Source organism: Porphyromonas levii, assembly GCF_018206105.1.
In the GTDB taxonomy this organism is placed as follows: Bacteria; Bacteroidota; Bacteroidia; order Bacteroidales; family Porphyromonadaceae; genus Porphyromonas_A; species Porphyromonas_A levii.
On the sequence record NZ_JADRGN010000029.1, the window covers coordinates 12,040 to 30,704 of the forward strand.

An 18,665-nucleotide genomic window follows, 5' to 3' on the forward strand; every position below is an offset into this window, starting at 1 on the left:
ATAGGGGTGGCTCGCTTTGTTTTTGAACAAAGTGAACGTTTGTTCGTTTTTGAACCATTGATATACTGCTCTAAATAGTTTTTCAAGAGTCATAACAATGAAAAAACAACAGAATAAGGCATACGAGCGCATTGCACGCCGTTATGACGATGTGCTTATCGGGCGCAAATGGTGGAGTCGGCTTTATATGCGCTGCCTTTGGCGTGTAGATGATAATGCCATTGCGCGTGAGGTACTGCAAATGATACCTCCTGATTTTACTGGGCATTTATTGGATGTCCCCGTGGGTACGATGGTTTTCACTGCCGAAAAGTATTGGTGCATTCCACAAGCCGCAGTTACGGGTGTAGACTATTCCCAAGCGATGCTTAATACTGCGCAAGATCGTATAAAAGCGATGAAATTGCATAATACGACGCTTCGGCAAGGCGATGTACTACATCTGCCTTATTCTGATAATAGTTTTGATGGCGTATTGTCTATGAATGGATTACACTGCTTTCCCAACAAGAAGAAAGCTCTAGCCGAAATCTTTCGGGTACTAAAACCGGGCGGCTTCTTTTGCGGGAGTTTCTATATCCAAGGCGAGCGTAAACCGGCTGATTGGATTGTGCGCAACATCCTGAATAGAAAGGGACTTTTCGTGCCGCCACATCTAAGCAAACAGGAAGCGATAGATCTATTGCAGCTCTTTTATGGCAATCAGGTTACGGCACATAACTACCGATCAATTCTGGTCTTTAACTGTATGAAAGGATTTACAAATAACAAATGATATGAAAATAGAAAGAATCAACGATTGGTTTGCCCTACGAGGCAAATGGATGATGCGGAATCGCTGGGTCGTGTTGGGAGGTTTTATCCTCATCCTTGCGATTGGAGTTATGGGACTTAAATACTTCAAGGTGAGTGCCGCTTGGGAAGACTATTTCCTTGAAGATGACCCAATGCTTGTCAAGACCGAAGAGTTTAAGGAGATATTCGGCAATGACAACTTTGCGGCGGTACTGACCCGATGCGACAATTCGTTTACGAAAGAGAATTTGGAGCTGATCCGTGAACTAACGAACGAGATGGTGGACAGCCTTTCGTACGCCGACAAAATCACGTCTCTCACTGACATCGAATTTATGATGGGCAGTGAAGAGGGTATGACTATCGAACAGATTGTCCCCGAAACAATCCCGTCAGATCCGATGGAACTGGAGGAGATACGCCGCAAGGCTTACCTGAAACCTCACGTTGCAGAGCGGCTTGTTTCCAAAGACGGAACACTCTCGTGGATCATACTCAAACTGCGTGCTTTCCCGGAGGATTCGGTGTGGAATAAAGGGAAGAAACCGATCTCTCCTGAAGTACTGACAGGTAATGAACTGGAGCACATCATCACCAAAGATAAATACAAGGCATTGCATCCCAAGGGAACAGGACTGCCCTATGTAACAGCTGTGAAAATGAAATGGATAAACAAGGAAATGCCTCGCGTATTGGGCATCGCAGCCCTTGTCTCCATACTTATCCTGCTACTCGTAACGCGCTCCTTTAGGGGAGTAGTTGTGCCGCTTGTCACAGCCGTAGGCTCCATTGTTATCGTGTATGGTATATTGGGATATGTCGGAATGACGATAGACAGTGGTATGATGATGATTCCAATGCTGCTGGCATTTGCTGTTTCCATTGCATACAACATCCACGTGTATTCTTACTTCAAACGCCAATTCCTCATACACGGGAAGAGAAAACAAGCAGTAGAAGAAACCGTCAAAGAAATGGGGTGGCCGGTGCTGTTTAGTGCACTCACCACCTTTGCTGCCTTGCTTTCTTTCCTCGCCATACCGATGCAACCTATGCGTTTTGTTGGTATAGCGACCGCTTCGTGTGTGATGCTGGCGTTCTTTATTGCCATCACATTGATGCCTGTGCTCCTTAGTTTTGGTAAGGACGGAAAGCCACATCCCAAGGTGCAGGAAACAGGAGGGCGGTGGTTGGATCGGAAACTGGAGAAGATAGGTGAAAGTGTACTTAAGCACGGGACCTTGATTCTATGTCTTGCGGGACTAATCACGGTTGTCCTTATCTATCAATTCACCAAGATAGAGACCGCCTTCGATGTAGAGCGTACTATGGGACGAAAGATAGCCTACGTCAATAACCTTTTGGAAGTGGGCGAAAGCGAACTAGGGTCTATCTACACCTATGATGTGATGATAGAACTGCCTGACGATGGATTGGCGAAATCGCCCGAAGCCCTTGTTCGATTAGATTCTTTGGCACAACACGCAGACAGGTATAAATCGACCAAACGCACAACCACGGTATTGAATATCCTCAAAGACCTGAACCAAACCCTGCACGATGGGGATGCCTCTTATTATACCATCCCTCACAACCCAGAAGAGGTGGCACAGTTGTTACTTCTTTATGAAAATGCGGGAGGCAGCGAAGCAGAGTATTGGATCGATTACGATTACCGACGTCTTCGCTTGATGGTCGAGATGAATTCATACGATTCAGGGAAGACAGAGCGGGAGCTACAAGACATTGTTGCTTACGCCAACAAACTCTTCCCTCAAGCTACAGTTACTACTGTGGGTAGTATGCCTCAATTCACGGTTATGATGCAGTATATAGCCCGTGGGCAGATGGTTTCATTCGCTATCTCCCTCCTTATCATCGGTATCTTGATGATGCTTGTCTTTGGTAGTGTACGTATCGGGCTTATCGGTCTGATACCCAACGTTACCCCCGCTTTGGTGGTAGGAGGGCTGATGGGATGGTTGGGTTATCCGTTGGATATGATGACCGCCACTATTATGCCGATGATTCTCGGTTTGGCGGTGGACGACACCATTCACTTCATCAACCACGGTCATTTGGAATTCGACCGCCAAGGCAATTATCGGGGTGCCATTCTCCGCTCGTTCCGCACCATCGGGACACCTATCGTGCTGACGAGTGTGGTGATCTGCGCCAACTTCGCCATCTATACCACCTCTGAGAGCCTTTCCTTTATACATATGGGAATACTCTCCGTAGCGGGTATTGCATCGGCTCTTCTTGCCGATCTCTGTGTGACGCCTATACTGTTTAAGAAATTCCGCCTGTTCGGAAAAGAGACAAATACAGACAAAACTCAGGTAGAATAAACAAACATAATTGAATTGAAAATGAATAGTACACAAAAACAGAAGAAAACGCCCGTTCTGAAGCGGCTGCTGCCATACGCAGGCAGAAAAGGCTATATGCTTTCACTGGCGATGGTGTTTTCGGCCCTTTCGGGTATTTTGGTGCTGATGCCTATGGTCTATATCCATAAGATTGTCAGCGGGATTATCTTGAGTAACAATGTCGATGCAGTTTCCATACGGCATTATGCAATTCTGGCGGCGAGTTTTGCCGCAGCAGGGATGTTGCTCTATTTCTTTGCGCTAATGGTATCTCACCTCTTCGCTTTCGAGGTGGAGGCGAACATCATCAAACTTAGCGTGAAGAAGATGATGGCGAAACCGTTGGGCTTTTTTGCCAACCGCGAAAGCGGTAACCTGCGCAAGACTATCGTCGATGGTGCCGGAGAGACCCACAGTATGCTGGCGCATCAGCTACCGGATCTTGCAATGACGATTGTTTCGCCCATAGTGCTATTGATCTTCTTCTTCCTTTTCGACTGGCGGTTAGGGTTGGCTAGCCTGATTCCGATGGTCATAAGCCTATTGGTTATGGCTACTATGACTACCAAAAAGGGTATTAAGATGCGGGAAGAATACTACGAAGGGCTTGCCAACCTTTCCGCCGAATCGGTAGAGTACGTGCGCGGCATACCGGTAGTGAAGACCTTTGCCCAGAGCGTGGAGAGCTTTGATCGCTTCTATTCGCTCATTGTAAGGATGAAAGATTTCGTGGTGCGGTGGAGTATGGGCTTCAAAAACAAAATGTCGCTGTACGAGGCTATCTCAAGCTCTACGGCATTCTTCTTGGTTCCCATTGCCATTATGATGATTACTTCCGGTGGCGATGTGCGGCAGGTGCTGGGCAATTCCGTTATCTATCTGTTGATAGGCCCCGTCTTCGGCATTTTTATGTATCGAAGTGCGGCTATTCGAAACTTCACCTACTTCGCTGAGTTGGCATTGGACAAAATCGACGCAGCTTTGGATTACGATGATCTCACTTATGGTGCAAAAACAGCGATTGGAGAGGGGTTGGAGTTCAGGAACGTCTCTTTTTCATACGGAAAAGAAAAAGTGCTGGACAACGTATCGTTCAAGGTAAACAAAGGAGAAACAGTTGCCTTGGTCGGTGCTTCGGGAGGAGGGAAAACCACCGTAGCACGTCTGGCTGCTCGCTTCTACGATGCAGATGAGGGCGAAATTTTCATCGGAGGTACCAACATCAGGGAATACGGGAAATCGGCGCTGATGCAGAAGATTGCTTTTGTGTTCCAAAGATCCAAGCTCTTCAAGATGAGCCTGCGCGAGAACCTGTTGCTGGGGAATCCCAACGCCGGTAATGAGGAGATAGAGCAAGCTCTCGTCAGAGCCGGAGCTAAAGAGATTGTTGATAACTTGGAAAAGGGTTTGGATACGATTTACGGAACCAAGGGAACCTATTTCTCAGGGGGTGAAGCCCAGCGACTTTCTATTGCAAGGGCTTTCCTGAAGGACGCCGACTTCGTCATCCTCGATGAGGCGACCGCCTTTGCCGACCCCGAAAATGAGCATATCATTCAGGCTTCATTCAAAGAGCTGTCGAAAGACAAAACCACATTAATGATTGCTCATAGGCTCTCCACTGTGGTTAATGCCGACAGAATCCTTGTGATGGAAAATGGCAAAATAGTGGAAAGCGGTACACACAATGAATTATTAACCCAAGGCGGTGCCTACAAAAAACTGTGGGACGAATATCAGAAATCCGCCAACTGGAAAATAGGAGGTCAAAATGAATAATTTCTTGAAGAAAAAATACGCTATGTCGGATCAGGGAGCGAAGAACCTGAAAAAATCCATATTCTCGCATACCATCCTGAATCTGACCAAAATGTTTCCGCCCATCATCGGATTTATGTTTCTATTCCAATACCTGGGCGGTCTGGAGGGTGTTCCTGCACCGGCAGAGCTGACACTCACGAACTATATCGTCATCATCGTAGCGATGTTGTTGGTAATGTTTTTCGTGGCGAGGTGGGATTATGTACGCCTTTACGACAATGTTTATAACGAGAGTGCCAACTCTCGCATCGATATAGCCAACCGTCTGAAGAAGCTACCACTCTCTTATTTCGGCAAGCGCGATGTATCCGATCTTTCTGCGACTATGATGAACGACCTGAATCTTTACGAGAGTATATTCTCTCATTCCGTACCGCAGATCTACTCCACAGTCATTTCCACGATTATCATTTCCATTATGATACTCGCCTACAATTGGCAGCTCGGATTGGCGGCACTATGGGTCGTGCCTGTCTCGTTACTGACCTTCTTCCTTTCTAAAAAGAAACAACGCAAAGCTGTGGACGCACTCGTGGAAAGCAGTCGCAAGGTGTTCGACGATTTACAGGAGAAGATAGATCAAATACAGGAAATCAAATCCTATAACCTGGAAGAACGGTTGTTAGACGAATTCAACAACAAGGTAGACAATAGCACCCGCTCCAAGGTAAAAGCCGAACTTTCTTCGGGTATAGCCATCTCACTGGGTGGTATGCTGATGAAACTCGGTATCGTCACGGTGGCGATTGTCGGTGCCAATATGCTGATTGCCGGAGAGATCAACATCCTTGTCTATATCGCCTATCTCATTCTCACGGCAAGCATTTATCTGCCTATTGAGGAAATTCTCACCTTTATGGCGATGATTGTAGCTCTCGACGGCGTGGTGGCGCGCATCAAGGAGATTAAAACAATGCCCGTTCAGGAAGGCAAACAGGAAATGAATCCCAAGGATTACAATATAGATTTCAAAGATGTAGTATTCGGCTACGAAGACTATACCGTCATCAACGGCGTAAGTTTCACTGCTAAGCAGGGTGAAGTTACTGCTCTCATCGGACCTTCGGGAAGCGGTAAAACCACACTTACCAAGCTGGCAGCCCGTTTCTGGGATATTCAGCAGGGGAAAATCTCGCTCGGTGGCGAGGACATCAGCCTGATAGACCCCGAAACGCTGCTGAAAAACTACGCCATTGTCTTTCAGGATGTGGTGCTATTCAACGCCAGCATAAAAGACAATATCCGTATAGGTAAAAAAGGAGCTACAGACGAGGAAGTGAGCCGTGTAGCCAAAATAGCCCGCTGCGATGAGTTTGTCGATCGTATGCCCGAAGGTCTGGACACCGTCATAGGCGAGAACGGCGAGCGGCTTTCCGGTGGTGAGCGACAGCGTATCTCCATCGCAAGAGCCATACTGAAAGATGCTCCCATCATCTTGCTGGACGAAGCTACCGCCTCGCTCGACGTGGAAAACGAAAGTCTGATACAGGAGGCTTTGTCGGAACTGATTAAGAACAAGACGGTCATTGTCATCGCCCACCGGATGCGTACCATTCGCGGAGCCGATAAAATCGTGCTGCTCAATCAGGGCAAGATTGAGGCTATGGGCACTGACGCAGAGCTGCAGATGCAATCGGCAACCTACCGAAAGATGCTTGAGAAGTCAATGGGATAAAAACCAATAGAGACTGCTGAATAAGTCGTTGGAGCAAATTGGAGGAGCGACTAATAAGAGTCTTTTCTCGCAAGTATTCAATGATAGAAGGCATTAACAATTAAAAGTATAAGACAATGAAAACAGTAATCTTAACGATGGCAATGTCCATCATATTTGGCACCACAGCAATGGCACAGACGGGCAGAGAGATTGCCCAGAAAGTAAAAGACCGTCCCGATGGCGATACCCGTCAGTCGGAGTTGGTGATGAAACTGATCAATAAGCGCGGAGCGGTGCGCGAGCGCAAACTGATTTCTTACTCCATCGACGTGGGAAAAGGGAAGAAAGACCGCAAGAGTATAATGTTCTTCCAATACCCTGGTGATGTAAAAGGCACGGGCTTCCTCACGTGGGATTACGACGATCCCAATAAGGACGACGATAAATGGCTCTATCTGCCTGCGATGAAGAAGACCCGCCGTATCAGCGGCTCCTCTGCCAAGCAGGATTACTTTATGGGCAGTGACTTTACCTATGATGATATGGGCAGTCGCAACGTAGATGAGGACACGCACAAACTGTTGGGTGAAGAAGAAATAGATGGGCATAAGTGTTGGAAATTGGAATCTACGCCCAAGGATAAACGCGAGATCTATTCCAAGAAAATAGCGTGGATTCGTCAGGACTGCCTGATAGCCCTCAAGGTTGAATACTACGACAAGATGGGGAAACTGCATCGCCGCCTTGACTTATCCAACATAGCCAAGGTGGCAGGATTCTGGGTTGCCCAAAAACTGCATATGACCAATGTCCAGACGGAGCATCAGACAATTCTTGAGATTAAGAATCCCAAGTATGACCTCCCATTGGATGAAGCAAAATTCAATGTTAGCACTTTGGAGAAAGGTAGATTATAATATATTGCTGTCCGGTAAAAATATTCAATTTTAAGTGGAAAGAGAAAGCCTTTGCACGGACAGCAATAATAGCAATTAGAGAAAGATATATAGTAGTTTCTGATTCTCATATGACTTTCTTTCGATTCTCGTATGACTTTCTTCTGATTCTCATATGACTCTTTACTGGGTGCCGAGTAATCAGGAAAAAGATTCCGAGCAATCAAAGAAAAGCTACTGACGTTTACTGAATAGCAATCATATTAAATGAATACAAGCAATCATTTAGCAAAGATCTTACTGTTGTTTCTTCTGTTCCTGCCTCTAAATACTGTATGGGGGCAAGAGGAGGGGGATTCGTCGTGGCAGCTCAAAGGCTTTGTGGATACCTATCACGCCATCCGCTCCGAGAGGCCGAATGACTTTATGTCTTCACGTACTCGTGTGAGGGGTGAAGTAGGAAAAAGTTTTGGAGGTTCGACGCTCTTCGTCTCGTTCAATGCCACCCACAATGCCTTATTAAAGGCGCATACGGGCTTTGAACTGCGAGAGGCGTATCTCGACCATCGGGAGGAACATTGGGGCTTTCGCCTCGGTCGGCAATTGGTCATCTGGGGAGTGGCAGACGGTGTACGTGTTACTGATCTTGTTTCCCCGATGGATATGACGGAGTTCTTGGCACGAGACTACGACGACATTCGTATGCTGGTCAATGCTTTGCGCTTCTTTGTCTTTAATGAGAAGATGAAATTGGAGCTGCTTGCCGTGCCGACTTTCGAGGGCTATAAGCTGCCGACCGATGCCGAAAATCCGTGGAGGGTACTGCCCAAAAACGCCGCTCAATCCTTTATGTGGAACGAAAAGGGAAGCCGCCCCGAGTTCCGTTTTTCCAATATAGAATATGGAGGGAAGCTCGGGTTCACTCTCCCCGGAGTGGATTTCTCTCTCGCCGCATTGCATACGTGGAACAAGATGCCCGTGGTTACATACCGACCTTCAGGCTCTCATATAACCGTATCTCCACAATATTACCGAATGGGGTTCTTCGGAGCGGATATATCCAAGCCGTTGGGACAGTTTGTCGTGCGTGGAGAAGCGGCGTTCAACGTAGACAAGCATTTCAGTTACAAACCCGAGGCAAGCGCTATGGAGCAAAAGGGCTTCAACACGGTGAATTATCTCGTGGGCGTGGATTGGTATGCACCCAATGAATGGACACTGATGGCGCAGTTTTCTTCAGAAAGTATTCTGAAGTACGAAACCCAAATAGCACAACCTCGCCACCAATCGCTCCTCACGCTCAATGTGTCGAAAAAGCTATTGGATAGCACATTGCAGCTCTCCAACTTTACCTATTTCGATATCAACCATAAGGGATGGTTCAGCCGCTTTACCTCTTCTTATGCACTGAATGACTACATACAGCTCTCGCTGGGTTATGATTGGTTCGGAGGCAACGAAGGGATATTCGGCACTTACAAGAACAACTCGGAAATATGGGCAAAGGCTAAATACAGTTTTTAGCAACAAAAAGTAATAGAAATATAAAACGAGAAAGAAAGATGGATTGGATAAATGACAGCAGCTGAAAAACACCTCAACCGAAACGGACAAAATCGTTTAAGTTAAACGATCGCAATCGTTCCAGTGGAATCGTTTAAGCCGTTTAAGTTAAACGACCAAAGCCGTTCCAATAGAACGGCAAAAGCACTTAAAATACAAACAATAATAAAAGAAATATGTTACTATACAACGTAAAGAAAGAGGTAATGCGCATAGGTAAACACAAAGGCAAAACAATGTATTATGCCGCCCCTGTTGCGCAAGATAAGATTACTACTCGTCAGGTAGAAGACCGCATCGTCAATGCCACAGCTCTGAGCCGTGCCGATGTGCGTGCTGCCATTACCGCCCTGGCGGAGATTGTGCGTGAAGAGATGTTCAGCGGCAGAGCCGTTGACTTGGCAGATCTCGGTTCGTTTAAAGTCATATCCAGTGGCAAGCGTATGGAGACGGAGAAAGCCGTTACCGCAGATACGCTCAAAACGCCTCGCATACAGTTCTTCCCGAAGCAAGAAATGCGCAATCGGGCAAAGAATGTACAGCGTATGATAATACGTGAAGAGGAGGCGATACCGGCTACACCGGATCCGACACCCGGAGGTACTTCCGACACACCCATTCTCGATCTTTAATATTCAGATGAAGGAACAAACAATGAAACGGAAAGTACTTTATCTTTTCTTATCACTGGTGCTCGTAAGCACCAGTGTATCTGCTCAAACAGGAGGCGGACGGATTACGGGCGTGGTCATCGACGACTCGGGCGAAGAACCACTGCCTGGAGCCTCGGTCTTTATAGAGGAACTGAAAAAGGGCATCACAACAGACAAGCACGGCGAGTTCTCTTTTTCTGATATTCCCCCGGCTACCTACACGCTTACTGTGAGATTTATAGGTTACCACACGCAAACCCGCAAGGTCACAGTGGGGAAAGGGAGAGGGCAAAAAAACATCATCCGGATGAAAGAAGAAGCGAAATCGCTCGATGAGGTAGTCGTACTGGGCAAAAGCGAAGCCCGCAAGATACGCGAACAAGCAATGCCCATATCCGTAATCAGTATGAGCCAAATACAAGGTACGGTCAACAATGTACAAGACGTTCTGGCAAAGACTGCCGGTATCACCGTGCGGGCAATGGGTGGCGTAGGTAGCGCATCTCGCATTTCGGTGCGCGGTTTGGAAGGGAAACGCATCGGGCTTTTCATTGACGGACATCCGATGAACGATAATTCCGATTTCATCGACATCAATGACATACCGGTGGAAATGATTGACCGTATTGAGATATACAAAGGAGTTGTTCCTGCCAAGTTCGGAGGCTCTGCCGTTGGTGGAGCAGTCAATATTGTCATCAAGGAATATCCGCCCAAGTATTTGGACGTGAATTATTCTTACGGTAGTTTCAATACGCACAAAGCATCTGTGGTAAGCAAGATGAACATTGCCCCGAAGGGCATCGAGTTCGGGTTGGGCGGTATTTACAACTATGCCGACAATAACTACAAGATGAAGTCGCCCGTTCAAGAAGGGCTTACGATAACCCGAGATCACGACAAGTTCAAAAAGATGGTTATTGGTGGCAGCTTCAAGGCTCGGAAATGGTGGTTTGATTTGGTGGAGTTTGAGCCGGTCTTCATACATACCTACAAGGATATACAGGGGATAGAGTCAAACATTCAGTATGCCCACAGTCACTCCAATGCCTTTGTTTTCGCCAATAAAATGGAGAAGGATAACTTCCTCTTGGATGGACTGGACTTGGATTGGCAGTTGGGGTATATTTATACCAACTATAACTTTGCCGATACCGCTTCTCATCGCACACATTGGGACGGAACGCATTATCCGGCAGTTTCCAAATTCGGTGGTGAAATCGGTAAATGGGCATCACTGTTGACGAATGATAAACATCAATTCAACCACAAATTGAATCTCAACTATCTTGTCAATGAAAACCACTCGGTAAACTTCAACTCTTTGCTGAAGTATGCCCACGCCAACCCAAGAGATGTAATGAAAGACAAGGTCATTGGCTATCGTACAGAGTTCCCGAGCAATATGCTCAGCTGGGTGGCGGGCTTGAACTACGACTATCGCACCTCTAATGATAAGTTTCTGAATTCTATCAATGTCAAGTATTACCACTATTCGATGAAAACACGGATGGCAAGTGTGCTGACCAATTCTGCAGAGGACATAAATACGCAAAAGAATGATTTCGGTATCAGCAATGCGCTCCGTTACCGTATCACACCCAATCTGATGGCAAAAGCGTCACTCGGATATGATGTAAGGCTTCCATCGGAAGAAGAGCTGCTGGGCGATGGATACGTGATAGCTCCTGCAGGCAATTTGGTGCCCGAGCGCAACACGAGTGTGAATGTGGGAATACAATACGATTTGACAGGGAAGTCTCCCAGCAACCTGCAAATAGAAGTAAATGGATTTTATATGTATCTGCGAGATATGATTCGCTTTACGGGAGGCTTCTTGCAGTCGCAATATCAAAACTTCGGCGAGATGAGAACCTTTGGGGTGGAAGCAGAGGTGAAAGCCGATGTTACACACTGGCTCTATGGTTACGTAAACGCAACTTACCAAGACCTGAGAGATACGCGTAAGTACGAACAAAATACAACAGTTGCCAACCCTACCAAAGGTAGTCGTATGCCCAATATCCCTTATCTGATGGCAAATGCAGGACTGGAGTTTCACAAGGAGAATCTATTCGGAGGCAGAGGAATGAACACACGCATATTTACCGATGCTTCATTCGTGGAGGAATACCTTTATGACTTTGAGCAAAGCCAGTTCCAGCTGCATCGCATACCGAGAACCTTTTCAAGCAGTATAGGCTTTGAACAAAGTTTTGGCAATGGACGCTACTTCATTATGGGGAAAATAAACAACCTGACCAATACGCAAATGATCAGCGAGTTCAATCGCCCCTTACCGGGACGTAATTTCACCATAAGATTCAGATATGTATTCAAGTAATCAAACCATATGTATAATAACTAAAGCAACAAAAAGATGAAAAAGAAAGTGTTTATCGTAGCAGCAATATTTGCTGCACTGTGTCTCAATTCGTGCAACAATAACCAATCAGACCCAGACGCCCCTATAGCAGGAGGTAAGGGAAATGTACTGCTACTGACTGCCTTGCCTAATGCTACGGGGATGGATGGGACGTACTATATGCAACTTATTGGCGAGCCCAAGTTAGGCTCGACGATGGCTGTAGACAATAAGAATGGTATAAATGTCCCCTATGGAAGTTCTTACCCCATAGTCGTAGGTCAGGAGCTTTATGTTTTCCCAAGCTATCATTTGCAGATGGACAAAAACGAACTGATAAAGTACCGACGCACGAACGGTGTTTTGAAAAAAGAGGGCAGTATGCCATTGCCGGCCAATAACAGTGCCAATAATCTCGTCAAGCTATCTTCTACAAAAGCGTATCTGTCGCTTGCAGGATTGGGGAAGATCTACATTTTCAATCCCGAAACAATGCAAAAGACGGGAGAGATAGACCTGACCTCTTTGGGCATACAGGACAATAATCCAGACATAGGAATTATGATTGAACGTGACGGATACGTGTTTGCAGGTCTAAGCCAGATGGTGGGGGGATGGACAAGTCCAGAGAACTACAAACAGGCAGACGTAGCCGTTATTGATACGAAGACGGACAAGCTGGTCAAGATGATTTCGGAGAAAACCAGCGGTTTCTCCCAAGCCACACGTCCTATTGACCCTAAGTCTTTATTTATGGATGAAAAAGGGGATATATACATTTCCTGTCTCGGCAACTTCGGAATGGTAGCAGGGCACAAAGCAGGCATACTGCGAATCAAAAAGGGGGAAACGGATTTTGACCCCACATACCACTGGACGATAACCGGAGCTACCATAGAAGGAGAAGAGAAGCCGGCCGGCTTTGCAGCTTCCATTTGTTATGTAGTCAATGGCAAAGCCTACGGATACATTGATATTCCGGGTTACTACAAGCCCGGAGAAACCGGACACGGTGCTATCGCGAGCAGAGCAGTAGTCTTTGATTTGTACAATCAGAAGATGAAGATAATCGAAGGATTGGAATTGTCAAACGGCTACGGAGTATTAGTCTCCAAGTATAAAGATGGTTTGGCCATCTGTAATGCTTCGGCAACCACCAAAGGCATCTATTATCTCGACCCTAAGACAGATAAGATTAATCCAACTCCTATGATAACCACCGTTGGAAATCCCATGGCGATAGAAAGGTTTGGCAACTAAACCAAATCTAAATAAAGAGGGCAAAGACAATGGAGGAATTCTCTTCTTGCTTCTTTGCCCTCTTCCTTTAAGTCCTATTCTTATGAAAGCTTTCTAAAGTTGTGCAATTCCTTCACGATGGTATATCTCTCCCATTTGATATGTGGAAAGACAGTCTTGGTCATCGCTTATCGGTTAAGTATGATTACCAATGCCGACTGTATCTTGTATATCAATAATAGAATTATAGAATAGAGGAGAAGGGAATACACGAAGAACTCTCGGGTTATATGCCCACATGTGGGATACATACAATAAAGCCAAAGAATGGAGAATAAGCAACGATATATAACTATGACATAGACTACAATAACAATCCTTGATAACATTAAGGATTGATAGATGAGAGCGACCGTTATGGTGAGATGTAATAGACCTTTGTATGGGTTTTATCCTTTGACCCCAATACGGAGCTTTGCACTACGGGAGCGAGGATTGCGTGTTTCCTCTTCAGCGCTTGGTAGGATGGGCTTGGAGTGTAGTGGACTGATGTGAGTGAGTGGCACACCAAAGTGGTCGGTGACTCTTTCGCCCGAGATATTGCCCGATCGGAAGAAGTTCTTGACCGGCCTATCTTCTAAGGAGTGGTAGGTGATAATCACAAACCTCCCTTCGGGTCGAAGGAGCTGTGTGCCATCGGTGAGGAGCTGTTGTAGAGCACCAATCTCGTCGTTTACGGCTATACGTAGCCCTTGAAATAGCTTGGCAAGAGACTTCTTATCTCTCTCAGGTATTACAGGTGCCACGGTAGTGAGGAGGTCTTGGATGGTTTGTAGTTTGCCTCCGTCCGAAGCCCTCTTGAGTAAGGTGGCAATACGATAGCTCCCTTTGAGTTCGCCGTAATTAGCGAGGATGGCTCCCAATTCCTCTTGTGTGCTATCGGCAATGAGCTGAGCTGCAGTTTTGCCACCACAGCTATTCATACGCATGTCTAGAGGTGCATCGAAGCGGAAAGAGAAGCCACGGCTCTCGTCATCGAGGTGGTGGCTACTGAGACCAAGGTCTGCGAGTATCCCATCGACCTGCTCTATGCCGTAGTAATCCATAAAGTGTAAGAGGTGTCGGAAGTTGGAGCGGACAAAGGTGAAGCGATCGTCCTTGATACTACAATTGGCAAGTGCATCGGGGTCTCGGTCGAAGCTAAATAGGTGACCCTTGGGAGAGAGTTGCTCCAAGATATGTCTGGAGTGACCACCGCCCCCGAAAGTACAATCTAAGTATATTCCATCAGGGTTTGTGACCAATGCCTCTATACTCTCATGCAGTAGTACCGGTACGTGGTACCCTTCTGCCCTGATAATCTCCTTCTCGCTCATCCGATAACCTCCATAAGGGTAGGGTAGAATAGTACTTTCTCGCCATATACCTCTTGTATGCGGGTTACAAGAGGGTCGCTCGCGAGCTCAAAGTCGGCAAGGAGCTTGGTGCTCTCTAGCTCGAACTGCAGAGCCACAGTAATGCCATCCTCCATGGGGGTAGGGATTCGGAGTAGCTTGGGGCGCTCCCACCCTTGGCGCTCAGCCCAAGTGGGGAATAGCCTATGCTCTACGAAGTAGAGAACGTCGCCGCCGCAAGAGCCATCGGCACTAATTGTGATGTTGTAGATATATCCTTTCATAGTGCGAAGGTACATAATTTTCATCATTCCACTATTATTCCTCTGTATTGTGTCGCTGTATTTTTGTATATTGCAGAGTATTTTTGATAGGAAAGGTGATAGATAATGTTATTGGCAGCGATTTCGACAGACCAACTGCTTTTGTATGGCTCCATCCTTGCCGTAATAGGATTGTTTCTTAGTAAGACTGGCTTTAGGTTTGGCTTACCGACATTGCTCCTATTTCTTGGAGTAGGTATGGCGGCAGGCACTACAGGTTGTTTCAACTTCGATGACCCTGTTATCGCCCAAGCGATAGGTTCGGTAGCACTGGTGATTATCCTCTTTTCAGGAGGTATGGATACCTCCTATAGGAGTATCAAGCCAGTGATGGTTCCTGGTGCTCTCTTGGCTACTGCGGGGGTGTTGCTTACGGCATTGCTCACGGGTGTTTTTATCTATTATCTCTTCCAGTGGCTGGACTTCGGGGTACAGCTTACATTCCTGGAGTCTTTGCTCTTCGCTAGTGTGATGAGTTCGACCGATTCCGCCTCCGTCTTCTCTATCCTGCGTTCACGAAAGACCAAACTTCGGCACAATCTGAAACCTCTACTAGAGTTTGAGAGTGGTAGCAACGACCCTATGGCGTATATGCTTACCCTGATTCTTGTATCTATGATTCAGCAGGGAGATAGTGTAACCGTATGGGATGGTGTGTGGATGTTTGTCGTGCAGTTTGCCGTGGGGCTACTATTCGGTCTCGTGCTCGGGAAGCTCGCTGTATGGGTGGTGAATAGAGCTAATCTCTATGCTACTTCTCTGTATCCTATATTGATGCTAGCGGTGGCATTCTTTATATTCTCTGTTACTAATACCGCTTATGGCAATGGGTATCTTGCAGTTTATGTGGGCGGACTCGTGATAGGGAATTCTCGGATGCAGTATAGCAATACGATAGCTAAGTTTTTCGATGGAGTTCAGTGGCTGAGTCAGCTGGTAATGTTCCTTACCTTAGGGTTGTTGGTAGACGTGCCTTACTTATTGGAGTTGGCGGTGCCAGCTATCCTTATCTCCCTATTTATGCTCCTTTTCGGTCGACCTATCTCTGTCCATCTTATGCTCTTGCCTTTCTGGGGGAAGTTCAAGTTGAAGTCGCAGATGTACGTTAGCTGGGTAGGTCTTAGAGGAGCCGTCCCTATTATCTTTGCCATGATACCATGGGTGCGAGGGGTGGAGAATGCACAGCTGGTGTTTACCATTGTCTTCTTCATCACTATTATCTCGTTGCTTGTACAGGGTACTACCGTTCAGTTTATGGCAGAGCAACTCGACTTAGTAGATACAGAGACGCAGGATCCTGTCTTTGGAGACATTGATTTGCCTCAGCGCATCAAGAGCTCTATCTCGGAGGTCTTGGTGAGCCGCAATATGATAGAGAAGAGCAATAAGATGAAGGATCTGCCACTGCCCGACCATACGTTGGCTATAATGGTGCAGAGAGGTGGGGATTTCTTTATACCAAAGGGGCATACGGAACTGGCTGAGGGAGACCATGTACTCTTCATCTCGGATGACGAGGAAGCACTAGTACAGGCGTATGAGGATTTGGGTGTGAATAATTATAGTATAGATAAGAACGTATAATGGAGATCGTATTTGATAAACTTCATGGGCTCGGCAATGACTACATCTATGTGGATATTGACCGATTCCCTATTGAGGATTTGGAGGGTTTCGCACGGGAGTTTAGCCCCCGTAGGACAGGCATAGGAGGTGATGGCTTGATTACTTATAATAAGGAGGCTTCGGGTGGTTACCTGATGAGGATATTTAACCTCGATGGTTCGGAAGGGCTGATGTGTGGTAATGCCATTCGCTGTGTGGCAAAGCTACTGTACGAACGTGGGCTTTGCCAAGACAACCCTATGACGATCAATACCCGTTCGGGCGAAAAGATACTTGTCCTAACGATTGAGGACGGGAAGGTAACCCATGCTCGTGTGGATATGGGGCTGCCTAATGTGCTGGAGGATAGCAAGCAGGTGGATGAGGTAGAGGGCGTATCGGTCTCTGTCGGTAACCCACATTATATCCACTTCATTGCCGAAGACCCAGATGCTTATGCACTAGATACGATTGGGCCAAGGATAGAGAAACATGCGGCATTTCCTGATGGCGTGAATTATGAAGTGGCTCAGGTGCTCGATAGGCATACCATCAAGATGAGAGTATGGGAGCGAGGTTCAGGGCTTACTATGGCTTGTGGTACTGGGGCGACAGCTACGGCAGTAGCAGCCATCTACAAAGGTCTAGTGGATAGTCCGGTGAAGGTGATGATGCCAGGTGGAGACCTGACTATTGACTGGTCGGGCAACGAGACTGAGTCGGTGTTTATGACGGGATCAGCTACTTATGTATTTCAAGGTAAGGTAACGATATGATAAAGATAAATAACAACTTCCAGAAGCTCCCCGGGAGCTACCTATTTGCGGAGATTAACCGCCGTGTAAATAAATACCAAGCCGAGCATCCCGAAGCCAAGATTATCCGGATGGGTATCGGTGATGTGACACTTCCACTTCCTTCAGTAAGCATTGAAGCTATGCACAAGGCGGTAGACGAGATGTCCTCTAGCTCTACGCTCCGTGGCTATGGACCTGAGCAAGGCTATGCCTTTCTTCGAGAGCTGATAGTGGCGCACGATTATGCCCCCTATGGGGTGACGCTTGATCCGTCAGAGGTCTTTGTCAGCGATGGTGCCAAAAGCGATACCGCCAATATTGTAGATCTATTTAGCAACGATGTGAAGATAGCGGTAACAGACCCTGTCTACCCCGTTTATGTAGATAGCAATGCGCTTGCGGGTCGTGCTGGTGCGTATCTGCCAGAAGGCAAGTGGAGTAATCTAGTATACCTTGCTTGCAATAGGGAGAATGGTTTTGTGCCTGCCCTTCCTACAGATCCTGTGGACTTAATTTACCTCTGCTACCCTAATAACCCTACTGGCACTACGCTAACTAGAGAGCAGCTCAAGGTGTTTGTAGATTATGCGCTTGCCCATGAGGCTTTAATCCTCTTCGATGCCGCATACGAGGCATTTATCACAGAGCCAGAGGTGCCTCATAGCATCTATGAGATAGAGGGGGCTAAAGCATGCGCTATAGAGTTTAGAAGCTACTCCAAGACAGCAGGATTTACTGGTGTTAGGTGTGGCTATACCGTTGTGCCCAAGAGTTTGCCAGTGGATCTGAATAGTATGTGGAGCCGCAGGCAGACCACAAAGTTTAACGGTGCAAGTTACATCAGCCAAGCCGGTGTTGCCGCTATCTATACAGAGGAGGGTAAAGCTCAGGTCAAGGCAAATATAGACTACTACCTAGAGAATGCGCGAGTGATTCGAGAGGCATTGGCAAAAGCTGGGGTGGAGCACTTCGGAGGTGTCTCCTCACCTTATATCTGGCTCAAGACGCCTGAGGCTTATCCAGCCTCATGGGATTATTTCAACTATCTGCTTACAGAGAAACAGATTGTCGGTACGCCTGGAGTGGGCTTTGGTTTAGAGGGGGAGGGCTACTTCCGACTCTCTGCTTTCAATTCGCACGAAGCTACTAGAGAGGCAATGGAGCGCCTATCTAAGTAGATAGGAG

General features: G+C 46.8%; 14 protein-coding genes. 12 read left to right on the forward strand and 2 right to left on the reverse strand.

Annotation, left to right across the window (positions count from 1 at the left end):
• Positions 1–97: 97 nt before the first annotated feature.
• The 9 genes from IX315_RS06890 (at position 98) to IX315_RS06930 (ending at position 13,382) form a co-directional block, all read left to right on the forward strand.
• Positions 98–775 carry a class I SAM-dependent methyltransferase gene (locus IX315_RS06890; protein WP_018358192.1) on the forward strand — a complete coding sequence of 226 codons (678 nt, stop codon included), beginning with the start codon at positions 98–100 and terminating at the stop codon, positions 773–775.
• 1 nt (position 776) lies between these two features.
• Positions 777–3,146, forward strand: a complete 2,370-nt coding sequence (locus tag IX315_RS06895; RefSeq protein ID WP_211837295.1) for an efflux RND transporter permease subunit — start codon at positions 777–779, stop codon at positions 3,144–3,146.
• Between the two features lie 21 nt (positions 3,147–3,167).
• Positions 3,168–4,946: an ABC transporter ATP-binding protein gene (locus IX315_RS06900; protein WP_211837296.1), complete on the forward strand. Its 1,779-nt coding sequence runs from the start codon at positions 3,168–3,170 to the stop codon at positions 4,944–4,946.
• Positions 4,939–6,663 carry an ABC transporter ATP-binding protein gene (locus tag IX315_RS06905; protein WP_211837297.1) on the forward strand — a complete coding sequence of 575 codons (1,725 nt, stop codon included), beginning with the start codon at positions 4,939–4,941 and terminating at the stop codon, positions 6,661–6,663. The genes IX315_RS06900 and IX315_RS06905 overlap by 8 nt, the downstream gene beginning before the upstream one ends.
• Positions 6,664–6,779: 116 nt before the next feature.
• Complete coding sequence (locus IX315_RS06910; RefSeq protein WP_211638442.1) at positions 6,780–7,562, forward strand: outer membrane lipoprotein-sorting protein; 783 nt, start codon at positions 6,780–6,782, stop codon at positions 7,560–7,562.
• A 246-nt stretch (positions 7,563–7,808) separates the two neighbouring features.
• Positions 7,809–9,065: a DUF1302 family protein gene (locus IX315_RS06915; RefSeq protein ID WP_211837298.1), complete on the forward strand. Its 1,257-nt coding sequence runs from the start codon at positions 7,809–7,811 to the stop codon at positions 9,063–9,065.
• A 215-nt stretch (positions 9,066–9,280) separates the two neighbouring features.
• Positions 9,281–9,736, forward strand: a complete 456-nt coding sequence (locus tag IX315_RS06920) for an HU family DNA-binding protein (RefSeq protein WP_026215629.1) — start codon at positions 9,281–9,283, stop codon at positions 9,734–9,736.
• Between the two features lie 22 nt (positions 9,737–9,758).
• Entirely contained in the window at positions 9,759–12,101 is a 2,343-nt protein-coding gene (locus IX315_RS06925) for a TonB-dependent receptor (protein ID WP_211831918.1), read from the forward strand.
• Between the two features lie 36 nt (positions 12,102–12,137).
• Positions 12,138–13,382 (forward strand): DUF5074 domain-containing protein, encoded by a 1,245-nt coding sequence (locus IX315_RS06930; RefSeq protein WP_211831884.1) that lies wholly within the window; start codon positions 12,138–12,140, stop codon positions 13,380–13,382.
• Between the two features lie 428 nt (positions 13,383–13,810).
• Here the strand turns inward: IX315_RS06930 and rsmH are convergent, their stop codons facing one another.
• Both rsmH and IX315_RS06940 read right to left on the reverse strand, forming a co-directional pair.
• Positions 13,811–14,737 (reverse strand): 16S rRNA (cytosine(1402)-N(4))-methyltransferase RsmH, encoded by a 927-nt coding sequence (gene rsmH / locus IX315_RS06935; RefSeq protein ID WP_018358182.1) that lies wholly within the window; start codon positions 14,735–14,737, stop codon positions 13,811–13,813.
• A complete protein-coding gene (locus tag IX315_RS06940; RefSeq protein ID WP_211837299.1) occupies positions 14,734–15,066 on the reverse strand; it encodes a DUF4286 family protein in 333 nt (110 codons plus the stop codon). Before IX315_RS06940 ends, rsmH begins: the two co-directional genes overlap by 4 nt.
• A gap of 78 nt (positions 15,067–15,144) precedes the next feature.
• Between IX315_RS06940 and IX315_RS06945 the strand changes: the two genes are divergently transcribed.
• From IX315_RS06945 to IX315_RS06955, 3 genes are read left to right on the forward strand one after another with little or no spacing between them, the layout of a single operon-like run.
• Positions 15,145–16,662, forward strand: a complete 1,518-nt coding sequence (locus tag IX315_RS06945; RefSeq protein WP_018358180.1) for a potassium/proton antiporter — start codon at positions 15,145–15,147, stop codon at positions 16,660–16,662.
• Complete coding sequence (gene dapF / locus IX315_RS06950; protein ID WP_211638766.1) at positions 16,662–17,459, forward strand: diaminopimelate epimerase; 798 nt, start codon at positions 16,662–16,664, stop codon at positions 17,457–17,459. The genes IX315_RS06945 and dapF overlap by 1 nt, the downstream gene beginning before the upstream one ends.
• Positions 17,456–18,658, forward strand: a complete 1,203-nt coding sequence (locus IX315_RS06955) for an LL-diaminopimelate aminotransferase (RefSeq protein WP_134849005.1) — start codon at positions 17,456–17,458, stop codon at positions 18,656–18,658. Before dapF ends, IX315_RS06955 begins: the two co-directional genes overlap by 4 nt.
• The last annotated feature ends 7 nt before the right edge of the window (positions 18,659–18,665 follow it).